Raw genomic sequence first — 10,346 nt, 5'->3', positions numbered from 1 at the left:
TGAAAGGTAACGGCACCCCCGCGAGATGACCATGCAGGTGGGCGTGTGTATAGTTCTCTGCGTGCCCGGGCGACCGGCACGACAGCAAGGGGCCGTGGCGCAGCTGGTAGCGCACCACACTGGCAGTGTGGGGGTCAGGGGTTCGAGTCCCCTCGGCTCCACCCTTGCGAAACGCCCTGGACCGGGAGCATATCCCGATCCAGGGCGTTCTTCGTTGCCTCGGATGGCGCGTACCGCCCGGGTGACCCCGATCACGGCGGTGGCGGGCCGCGCGGCCGGTGTGACCGCGCGGCCCGACCGCCTCACCGTGGGCGGCGGCTCTTGGGCAGGTCGAACTGGTCGGCCGCCCGGCAGTCCTTGGGCCCGCCGACGGCCTCCTTCCCGAGCTCGTCGAGTGCCCGGCGGGCCCGGTACCGGCCCAGGTTCCAGGCGTACCAGGGGTCGGACTCGGCGAGGTCGTCGGCGATCCAGCTCAGCGTGCACCGGCGTACCGGGTCCGGGAGCTTCGTCAGGGCGGGCGTGGCGTCGGCGGAGAGCGCGCGCAGGTACCACGCGTCGATTTTGCCGGTCTGCTCGTACCGGACGACGTTCCGCCGGGCGGCGTAGTCCTCCGGATTGAGCACGCCCAGGCTGAGCAGCATCGCCACGGCCAGCCCCACGGTCGCGGCTGGGATCCACCGGCCCTGCCACCGGATGCCGGCCACCAGGATCATCAGGAAGACCGCCCCGAGCAGCAGCTCGAACGCCATCACGAAGATCCGCTCACCGGTGAAGCTGTACACCTTCTGGTACGTGTACATCCGGGACAGCGCGGACACCACGATCACCACGCTGAGCGCGCTGAGCAGACCGAGCAGGACGCGCAGCACGGTCCGCTCGACCTGGCGCTCCCGGCTGGCCCAGCGGCTCACCCCGCCGAGCACCGCCAGGGTCAGCAGGGTGACGAAGAGCAGCTGCCAGAAGCCGCTGCGGGCGTACTCGGAGTAGCTGAGGCCGGCCACCTTCTGGACGTGCCGCTGGCCGCCGAAGAGCACGGTGAACTGCACGACGACGAAGCCGGCGAAGAGCAGGGTGAGCGCGCCGATGGCCGGGGCCCACTCCAGCAGGCCGAGGTTGCGGCGGCTCGGCTTGTCCACCGTGGACAGATCCGGCGGGGCCGCCAGGGTGTAGAGCGCGGCGACCGCGATCAGCGCGCCCACCACGGCCAGGAAGATCCAGCGGAACACGGTGCCGATGTTGATCTCCGGGACGATCGCGCCCAAGGCCTCCGAGAACGCCGCGTCGGCCGAGGAGAGCAGGGTGCCGAAGACCAGCAGCACCACCACGGTGGCGACCACCGAGCCGGTGACCCGGCGCACCATCCCCGCCTCCGGGGACACCGTGATGTGCCGGCGCACCCACGGCAGGCCGCGCAGCGCCGCGAACGGCGCGGCCACCAGGCTGAACAGGATCGAACGGACCAGCCGGCCGCCGACGATGGCCAGCGCCGCGCAGCAGAGCGCGCCGAGGACGCAGAAGGTCACCAACCACCAGGCGTTGCGGAAGGCGAGGACGGACAGCAGCGCCAGGGCGGCCATCGCCCAACCGCCGCGGACCAGGCGTTCGGTGCGGGGCAGCTCGGCGGTGCCCCGCCGGACCGCCGCGAGCACGCCCACGGTCAGGACCAGCCAGCCGAGGAACCAGCCGATACCGGTCCGGCTCAGCGGGACGAAGAACGCGATCCCGAGCGCGCCGGCGAGCACCGCGAGCGGCGTGGCCCGGCCGCCGGCCTCCTGGGGCCCCCGCCAGCTGGCCCCGAGGAACGAGGTCCGGGGCACCCGCGGGCGGGGCGCCCAGCCCGGGCCCGGCTGCCCCGGGTAGGTCGACCAGGGCACCGGCTGCGCGCCGTACGGCGGCATCGCGGGCCCGGCCGGCCACTGCGGTGCGGCCCTGGGAGCGCCGGGCACCGGACGCTGCTGCGGCACGCTCGGCGGGGGTCCGGTCGCCGCCGCCGGGCCGGTCGGTGCCGTCCCGGTCGGTTGCCGCGTCCCGCTGGACGGTGCGGTGGTTGCCTCAGCCGGCGCGGCGGGCGTCGCCCCCTCGGTGGCGGCCGTCACCGGCTCCGCCGGGCTGTCGGCGGCGGGTGCTGGCGCGGCCTGCTTCGCAGCCTCGGCGACGCCCGTCGGCACCGGCTCGTGCGACCCGACCGGCACGGTGACCCGGGTGGCGCCGAGCGTCACGAGCTGCGCGGGGATCACCGGTGCCGCCGGGCCGGCCCCGGACGCGACCATCGCGACCGGCGCCTCGCCCGGGGCGGCCGGAACCAGCGGTACGAAGACGGCGAAGCCGCGGGTGCCGGCCGGGACGGTGACCGGAATCGCCCAGGCCTGCTGGCCCTCCGAACCGGGCCACGGCGCGCCGGGCGGGGACCCGTCGGCCGTGGGCATGACGAGCAGGTACGGCGTGGCGTCGGCGGGTGCGTCGCCACCCGTCGACCCGGCCGCCGCAGCGGTCCGGGGGGAATCTGGCGCCGGTGGTGGTTCGGACACGGGACGCTCCTTGATCACAGGGTGTCGTCACTGTAGGGCCAAGCCCCTGCCGCCCGCCGCCCCCCGACCGGACCGTCTGCAGCGGACGGCCGTTCGGCCGACCGGCGGCGAGGTGAGGCGGTGCGGAAGAACCGGCTCCCGGGGCGACCGTCGAACCTTTGCCGCCGCCGGCCCGTACCTCTGCCCGGGAGGTCGATCACATGGCCGTACGCCGAATGCTCGCCGCCGTCGCGCCCGTCACCGCGACTCTGCTGCTCACCGCCGCGCCCGCCGCCGCGCACGGCGCCCCCACCAGGCCGCTGAGCCGGGCGGCGGCCTGCGGACCGGAGGGCGGGCAGGCGGCGACGCCGGCCTGCCGCGCGGCGATCGCGGCGGGGGCCGCGATACGGGAGTGGGACAACGTCCGGGTGGCCCGGATCGACGGTCGGGACCGGGAGCGGATCCCCGACGGCGCGCTGTGCAGCGGCGGGCTGTCGGCGTACCGGGGGCTGGACCTGCCGCGCCCGGACTGGCCGGCCACCACGCTGACCGCCGGTGGCCGGTACACCTTCACGTACCGGACCACGATCCCGCACAAGGGCACGTTCCGCCTCTACGCCACGAAGACCAGCTACGCCCCGAGCCGGCGGCTGACCTGGGCCGACCTCGAGACCCGGCCCTTCCTGACGGTCACCGACCCGCCGATCCGCGCCGGCGCGTACCAGATGCCGGGGCGGCTGCCGTCGGGGCGCAGCGGCCGGCACCTGATCTACATCATCTGGCAGAACTCCGACACCCAGGACACCTACTACTCCTGCTCCGACGTGGTGTTCCGGTCATCCTCGGGCGCCGCGTCCGCAACTCGGGGTGGCCCGTCGGCCGGCCCGTCCACCTTGCGTACCGTCCCGCCCGCCGCCCCACCGGCGCGCGGGGCCGGCGTCCCGGGGGAGGCCGGGGTGCCGGTAGCCACGGTGACCGACCTGGGCGGGGTCCGCTGGCCGCTCGTGGCCGGGGCCGCCGCGGCGGTCACCGTGCTGCTGGCCGTGATCGTCGGGTTGCGGTTGCGCCGGGCCGGCACCGTGCCGGTGGGCCGTCCCTGCGAGGTCCGCAACCACCGCGCCGGCCGCCGCCGGATCTGGTGACCCGGGTCAGTCCCCCGAGTAGCCCCAGAAGTGCAGCTCGGCCGGGTTGCCCTCGGCGTCGTGCAGCACCGCCCACCGCCCGGTCCACCGCTCGCGCACGAGATCCATGGGCAGCGGCAGGTGGGCCCGGGTGAGGGGGCCACCGCCGGTGAGTTTTCGCGCCTCGGCCGTGGTCAGCGCCTCGAGCCCGCCGAAGCCCGGCTTCTTGCCGGGCGCGAGCACCCGGTCGACGTCGAGGATCGAATGGGTGCCCGACTCCTGGACGAACTCGTGGCTCCACAGCTCGTCGACGCTGGACGGCCCGGGGGCGGCGGCCCGCTGCGTCGGGTCGACGTCGTCGGCGCCGGGGCAGTAGTTTCCGACCGCCCACCAGTAGTCGCCGTCGCGGAACACCCGGGCCTGCAACTCGTCGAGCGCCGCGCCCGGATCGCCCTGCCAGGGGACCGTGTAGCTCCAGCAGGAGGCACCCATCGGGCCACCCCTTCGTGGTCGGACCGCGCCGCCACGGCCGTCTGGCGACGGACCATAGCGGCGCGGTCCGACAACGAGGGATCAGCCCAGGTGGTGGTCGATCTCGGCGAGCTCCTCGGCGGTGAAGTCGAGGTTGCCCAGCGCCGCGACGTTCCCCTCCAGCTGCGCGACGCTGCTCGCGCCGATGATCAGGCTCGTCATCCGCGGGTCGCGCAGCGCCCAGGCCAGCGCCAGCTGGGCCAGCGTCTGCCCGCGCCGCTCGGCGATCCCGCCGAGCGCCCGGATGGTGGCCATCTTGTCCTCGCTGAGGTCGCTCTCGTTGAGGAAGACGCTGGTGCGTACCCGTGAGTCCGCGGGGATGCCGCCCAGGTAGCGGTCGGTGAGCAACCCCTGCGCGAGCGGGCTGTACGCGATGCAGCCGGCACCAACCTGCTCCAGCGTGTCGAGCAGGCCGTCGTCCTCGGTCCAGCGGTTCAGCATCGAGTACGACGGCTGGTTGATCAGCAGCGGCGTACCCAGGTCGCGCAGGATCGCGGCGGCCCGGGCGGTCTGCTCCGAGTTGTAGTTGGAGACGCCGACGTAGAGCGCCCGGCCGGAGCGGACGATCGCGTCCAGCGCGCCCATCGTCTCCTCCAGCGGGGTGTCCGGGTCGAACCGGTGCGAGTAGAAGACGTCGACGTAGTCCAGCCCCATCCGGCGCAGCGACTGGTCCAGGGAGGAGATCAGGGACTTGCGCGAGCCCCACTCCCCGTACGGGCCGGGCCACATCAGATAGCCGGCCTTGCTGGAGATGATCAGCTCGTCCCGGTACGGCTTCAGGTCGGCGGCGAGCATCCGGCCGAAGTTCTCCTCCGCCGAGCCGGGCGGCGGGCCGTAGTTGTTGGCCAGGTCGAAGTGGGTGATGCCCAGGTCGAAGGCGCGCCGGACGATGTCCCGCTGCCGCTCGAACGGCCGGTCCGGTCCGAAGTTGTGCCACAGCCCGAGCGAGATCGCGGGCAGCCGGAGCCCGCTGCGTCCGCTCCGCCGGTAGGTCATGGTGTCGTAGCGCTCATCGGCGGCAAGGTAGGTCACGATCAAGATCCTAGTTCGGTTCGATCGGGCCGGAGCTCAGAGGTCGTGACGCCGGGCCGACGGCGGACCGTGGTCGCCTGCGCCTGCGAACCGGCGTGCGGCCCCGCTCCGCGCGGTAGCTTCGAGGCCATGCACTTCGTCCAGCTCGACACCCCCAAACCCATCTCCAAGATCGGCCTCGGCACGTGGCAGTTCGGGTCGAAGGAGTGGGGCTACGGGCCCGACTTCGAGCGCCGGGCGGCGGACATCGTCCGGCGGGCGCTCGACCTCGGGGTCACCCTCTTCGACACCGCCGAGATCTACGGCTTCGGCCGCAGCGAGCGGATCCTCGGTGCCGCGCTGGGCGCCGACCGGGCCAAGGTCGTGGTGGCCAGCAAGATCTTCCCGGTGCTGCCGATCGCCCCGGTGGTCCAGCAGCGCGCGGTCGCCTCGGCCGCCCGGCTCGGGGTCAGCGGCATCGACCTCTACCAGGTGCACCAGCCCAATCCGGTGGTCGCCGACACCACCACCATGCGGGGCATGCGCGCGCTCCAGGACATCGGCCTGGTCGGTGAGGTGGGGGTCAGCAACTACAACCTGCGCCGCTGGCGGTTCGCCGAGGCCGCGCTGGGCCGCCGGGTGCTGAGCAACCAGGTCCGCTACAGCATGCTCGACCGCGGCCCGGAGGCGGACCTGATCCCGTACGCGGAGCAGGCCGGCCGGATCGTCATCGCGTACAGCCCGCTGGCGCAGGGCTTCCTGTCCGGCCGGTACGACGCGAAGAACCTGCCCACCGGGGCGGTCCGCCGGGCCAACCCGTACTTCCTGCCGGAGAACTTGGAGCGGGGTACCGCGCTGATCGCCACGCTGCGCGAGGTGGCCGACGCGCACGACGCCACCCCCAGCCAGATCGCCCTGGCCTACCTGCTGCGCCACCCGAACGTGGTGGCCATCCCCGGCGCGTCCGGCGTCGAGCAGATGGAACGCAATGCGGCCGCCGCGGAGATCGACCTGACCGACGACGAGTACGCCGCCCTGGCCACCGAGGCCCGGGCGTTCCAGCCGATCACCGGCCTCGCCGCGCTACCGAAGCTGATCCGCGCCCGTACCGGAAGGTGACCAGGATGGACGACATCACCGCGCTGATCCTCGACGACCACGCCGCCTTCCGGCGCGGTTTCGCCCGGCTCGACGACGCCCGCGACGAGGCCGAGCTGCTGGCGGTCTGGGAAGCGCTCGCGCTGCACCTGGACATCCACGCCGAGGCGGAGGAGACCATCCTCTACCCGCACCTGGTGCGCCGCGGCGACGACGGCGAGGAGGAGACCGAGGACGCGATCGGTGACCACAACAAGATCCGCGACGCGATCGCCGAGTCCAAGCTACATCCGGTCGGCTCGGACCAGTGGTGGGCGGCGGTGGGGCGGGCCCGCCGGGAGAACAGCGAGCACCTGGCCGAGGAGGAGGACGAGGCGCTGCCGGACTTCCGCCGGCACGTCGGCGTCGAGCTGCGGGCCGAGCTGGGCTCCCGCTGGCTGAAGTTCTACGGCGAGCACAAGAACGGCCGTAACCTCCGCTTCGCCGACAAGGACCCGCGGAAGTACGTCGACGAGCACCGCTGACCGCCGGTCCCGCGGACGCCGATGGCCGCCCGGCCGTACCGGCTTCGGGCGATCAGGTCCGAACCGGGCGGTCCGGTGCAGGGGCGCGCTAGCGTGGGTCGGGTGACTGCGCCCAACCAGCTTTCCCCGGTCCCGCCCGCCGACCTGCCCGGCACGCTCGGCGAACTGCGCGCGGCGGGCCACTACTACCGCACGGTCAAGGCTGAGATCCGCGAGAACCTCCTCGCCCGGATGCGCTCCGGCGAGGACCGCTTCCCCGGCATCGTCGGCTATCAGGACACGGTGCTGCCCGAGGTCGAGCGGGCCCTGCTCGCCGGCCACGACATGGTGCTGCTCGGCGAGCGCGGCCAGGGCAAGACCCGGCTGATCCGCTCGCTCGGCGCGCTGCTCGACGAGTGGACCCCGGTCATCGGAGGCTCGGTGCTCAACGAGCACCCGCTGCACCCGCTCACCCCGGCGTCCCGCGCGCTGGTCGCCGAGGCCGGCGACGACCTGGCCGTCGGCTGGCTGCACCGCTCGATGCGGTACGGCGAGAAGCTGGCCACCCCGGACACCAGCGTCGGCGACCTGATCGGCGACGTCGACCCGATCCGGATCGCCCAGGGACGCACCCTCGGCGACCCGGAGACCATCCACTTCGGACTGGTGCCGCGCACCAACCGGGGCATCTTCGCCGTCAACGAGCTTCCCGACCTCGCCGAACGCATCCAGGTGGCACTGCTCAACGTCCTCGAGGAGCGGGACATCCAGGTCCGTGGCTATCAGCTGCGGCTGCCGCTGGACCTGCTCCTGGTGGCCAGCGCCAACCCGGAGGACTACACCAACCGGGGCCGGATCATCACCCCGCTCAAGGACCGCTTCGGCGCGGAGATCCGTACCCACTACCCGGTCGACCTGGAGCTGGAGCTGGCCCTGATCCGGCAGGAGGCCGACCTGGTCGCCGGCGTCCCGGAGCACGTGCTGGAGGTGCTGGCCCGGTTCGCCCGCGCGGTTCGCGAGTCGCCGGCGGTGGACCCGCGCTCCGGCGTCTCCGCCCGGTTCGCGATCGCCGCCGCCGAGACGGTCGCCGCCGCCGCGCTGCGCCGCGCCGGCCTGCTCGCCGGTTCCGCCGCGTCGGCGGCCGCCGGCTCCGCGTCCGGCGTCGCCCCGGCCGAGGTACGCCCGGAAGCGCCCGTCGCCCGGGTCGGCGACGCGGTCTCCGTCACCTCCACCCTGCGCGGCAAGGTCGAGTTCGAGAGCGGTGAGGAGGGGCGGGAGATCGAGGTCCTGGCCCACCTGCTGCGCACCGCCACCGCCGAGACGTTCCGGGCCCACCTGGCCGGGCTGGACCTGTCCGGGTTCACTAACCTGGTCGCCGAGGGCGCGGTGATCGAGACCGGGGAGCTGGTCTCCTCGGCCGAGCTGCTGCGCCAGGTCGGCCCGGTGCCCGGGCTGGCCAAGGTGCTCGACCGGCTCGGGCTCGGCGACGCGCCCACTCCCGAGGAGGCCGCGGCCGGCGTCGAGTTCGTCCTGGAGGGGCTGCACCTGACCCGCCGGCTCGGCAAGGACGTCACCGAGACCGGGCGCACCGTCTACGGCGGCCGGGGCTGACCATGGCCGGCAACCGGTTCCGGTACGGCCAGTGGCGCGGCGGGCCCGACCCGCTCGCCCCGCCGTACGACGTGCGCGAGGCGGTGGACGCGGTCGGCGCGGAGGTGCTGAACGGCGGCAGCCTCCGGGAGGCGCTGCGCGACCTGCTGCGGCGCGGCCCGCAGGGGCGGGGCGGTCTGGAGGAGCTGGCCGCCCGGGCGCGCCGGATGCGCCGCGACGCGCTGCGCCGGGGCGACCTGGACGGGGCGGTGACCCGGGCCCGGGCGCTGCTCGATCAGGCCCTGGCCGCCGAGCGGGACGAGCTGCGGGGCCGGGACGGCGACGACGCCCGCTTCGCCGAGGCGGTGCTGGACAACCTGCCCCGCTCCACCGCCCGCGCGGTCGACGAGCTCTCCGGGTACGACTGGGCCAGCGACGAGGCCCGGCGGACGTACCAGCGGATCCTCGACGGGCTCCGCGGCGACGTGCTGGAACAGCGCTTCGCCGGCCTTCGGGACGCGGCGCGGGCCGCCGGCGACCCGGCCGTGCAGCGGCAGCTCGCGGAGATGATGCGGGATCTCAACGACCTGCTCGCCCGGCACGCCCGCAGCGAGGACACCACCGACGCGTTCGCCGAGTTCATGCGCCGGCACGGCGAGTTCTTCCCGGAGCAGCCGAAGGACGTCGACGAGCTCGTCGACGTGCTGGCCCGCCGGGCGGCGGCCGGCGAGCGGCTGATGCGCTCCCTGTCGGACCGGCAGCGCGAGGAGCTGGCCGGGCTGATGCGCCAGTCGCTCGGCGACCAGTTGGCCGGCGAGCTGTCCCAGCTCGACGACCACCTGCGGGCGCTGCGCCCCGACCTGAACTGGCAACGCGGCGAGCGGGTCCGCGGCGACCAGCCGCTCGGCTACGGCGAGGCGACCGGCGCGCTCGGCGAGATCGCCGAGCTGGACGAGCTGCTGGACCAGCTCGACCAGGACCAGGCCGGCGCCACCCTGGACGACGTCGACGTCGAGGCGGTGGCCCGGACGCTGGGCCGGGAGGCCGCCGACGACGTACGCCGGCTGCGCGAGCTGGAACGCGAGCTGCGCCGGCAGGGCTGGGTGAGCCGGGACGCGGACGGGCTGACGCTGAGCCCGAAGGCACTGCGCCGGCTCGCCGGGACCGCGTTGCGCCGGGTCTTCGCCGACCTGACCGCCGGGCCGCGTGGGCAGCACGACCTGCGCTCGGCCGGCGCGGCCGGCGAGGTCAGCGGGGCGTCCCGGCAGTGGGAGTACGGCGACGAGCAGCCGCTCGACGTGGTGCGCACCCTGACCCGCGCGGTCCACCGGGCCGGTCCCACCGTGCCCGTCCAGCTCGACGTCGCCGACTTCGAGGTGGTGGAGACGGAGCGGCGGGCGTCGGCGGCGGTGGCGCTCTGCGTCGACCTGTCGTACTCGATGATCTCGCAGGGGCGGTGGGGGCCGATGAAGCAGACCGCCCTGGCGCTGTCGCACCTGGTGGCGACCCGGTTCCCGCAGGACGCGCTGCAGATCATCGGCTTCGGCCGGGAGGCGCTGCCGCTGACCCAGCAGGAGCTGGCGGCGGTGGAGCCGGACCTGGAGCAGGGCACCAACCTCCAGCATGCGCTGCGGCTGGCCGGCCGGCACCTGCGCCGTCACCCGGGCGCCGAGCCGGTGGTCCTGGTGGTCACCGACGGCGAGCCCACCGCGCACCTCGACCCGACCGACGGCGAGGCGTACTTCCACTGGCCGCCGCTGCCGGAGACGATCGAGGCGACCATCCGCGAGGTGGACCGGCTCACCCGTTACGGTGCCACGCTCAACCTGTTCATGCTCGGCGACGACCCCGGCCTGCGCCGCTTCGTGGACGCCGTGGCCCGCCGCTCCAAGGGTCGGATGTTCACCCCCGACCTCGACGACCTCGGCGAGTACGTGGTCAGCGACTACCTCCGCACCCGCCACGGCCGCCCCGGGGGGGGGGGG

The 10,346-nt window shown here is 74.3% G+C and carries 8 protein-coding genes and 1 tRNA gene; 6 read left to right on the top strand and 3 right to left on the bottom strand.

Translation table 11 applies throughout. The annotated features are described in order from the left end of the window. The first annotated feature begins 88 nt into the window (after positions 1-88). Positions 89-161 (top strand) — tRNA-Ala (locus I8N68_RS31875). Between the two features lie 141 nt (positions 162-302). Here the strand turns inward: I8N68_RS31875 and I8N68_RS31870 are convergent. After that, positions 303-2,528: a DUF4153 domain-containing protein gene (locus I8N68_RS31870; RefSeq protein WP_200216822.1), complete on the bottom strand. Its 2,226-nt coding sequence runs from the start codon at positions 2,526-2,528 to the stop codon at positions 303-305. A gap of 200 nt (positions 2,529-2,728) precedes the next feature. Between I8N68_RS31870 and I8N68_RS31865 the strand changes: the two genes are divergently transcribed. Beyond that, positions 2,729-3,649, top strand: a complete 921-nt coding sequence (locus I8N68_RS31865) for a lytic polysaccharide monooxygenase auxiliary activity family 9 protein (protein WP_200216821.1) — start codon at positions 2,729-2,731, stop codon at positions 3,647-3,649. A 6-nt stretch (positions 3,650-3,655) separates the two neighbouring features. Here I8N68_RS31865 and I8N68_RS31860 read toward each other — a convergent pair whose 3' ends face one another. Together I8N68_RS31860 and mgrA are read right to left on the bottom strand one after the other, a co-directional pair. Further along, on the bottom strand, positions 3,656-4,120 hold the full coding sequence (locus I8N68_RS31860) for a hypothetical protein (protein WP_200216820.1): 465 nt from the start codon (positions 4,118-4,120) through the stop codon (positions 3,656-3,658). A gap of 81 nt (positions 4,121-4,201) precedes the next feature. Next, positions 4,202-5,197 carry an L-glyceraldehyde 3-phosphate reductase gene (gene mgrA, locus I8N68_RS31855; RefSeq protein WP_267909717.1) on the bottom strand — a complete coding sequence of 332 codons (996 nt, stop codon included), beginning with the start codon at positions 5,195-5,197 and terminating at the stop codon, positions 4,202-4,204. Positions 5,198-5,320: 123 nt separating this feature from the next. Here mgrA and I8N68_RS31850 point away from each other — a divergent pair, with 123 nt between their 5' ends. From I8N68_RS31850 to I8N68_RS31835, 4 genes are all read left to right on the top strand, one after another. Then, positions 5,321-6,289 (top strand): aldo/keto reductase, encoded by a 969-nt coding sequence (locus I8N68_RS31850; RefSeq protein ID WP_200216818.1) that lies wholly within the window; start codon positions 5,321-5,323, stop codon positions 6,287-6,289. 5 nt (positions 6,290-6,294) lie between these two features. Then, positions 6,295-6,792, top strand: coding sequence for a hemerythrin domain-containing protein (locus tag I8N68_RS31845; RefSeq protein ID WP_234040973.1), 498 nt, complete (start codon positions 6,295-6,297; stop codon positions 6,790-6,792). Positions 6,793-6,885: 93 nt separating this feature from the next. Further along, positions 6,886-8,382 (top strand): magnesium chelatase ATPase subunit I, encoded by a 1,497-nt coding sequence (locus I8N68_RS31840; protein WP_200216816.1) that lies wholly within the window; start codon positions 6,886-6,888, stop codon positions 8,380-8,382. Between the two features lie 2 nt (positions 8,383-8,384). Beyond that, a partial coding sequence (locus tag I8N68_RS31835; protein ID WP_200216815.1) for a VWA domain-containing protein occupies positions 8,385-10,346 on the top strand: 1,962 nt, incomplete at its 3' end.

The sequence above is a fragment of the Micromonospora coerulea genome (genome assembly GCF_016598485.1).
Taxonomy (GTDB): Bacteria; Actinomycetota; Actinomycetes; order Mycobacteriales; family Micromonosporaceae; genus Micromonospora; species Micromonospora coerulea.
The sequence above is the reverse complement of the archived record's forward strand: the minus strand, read 5'-3'. Positions and strand labels throughout refer to the sequence as shown.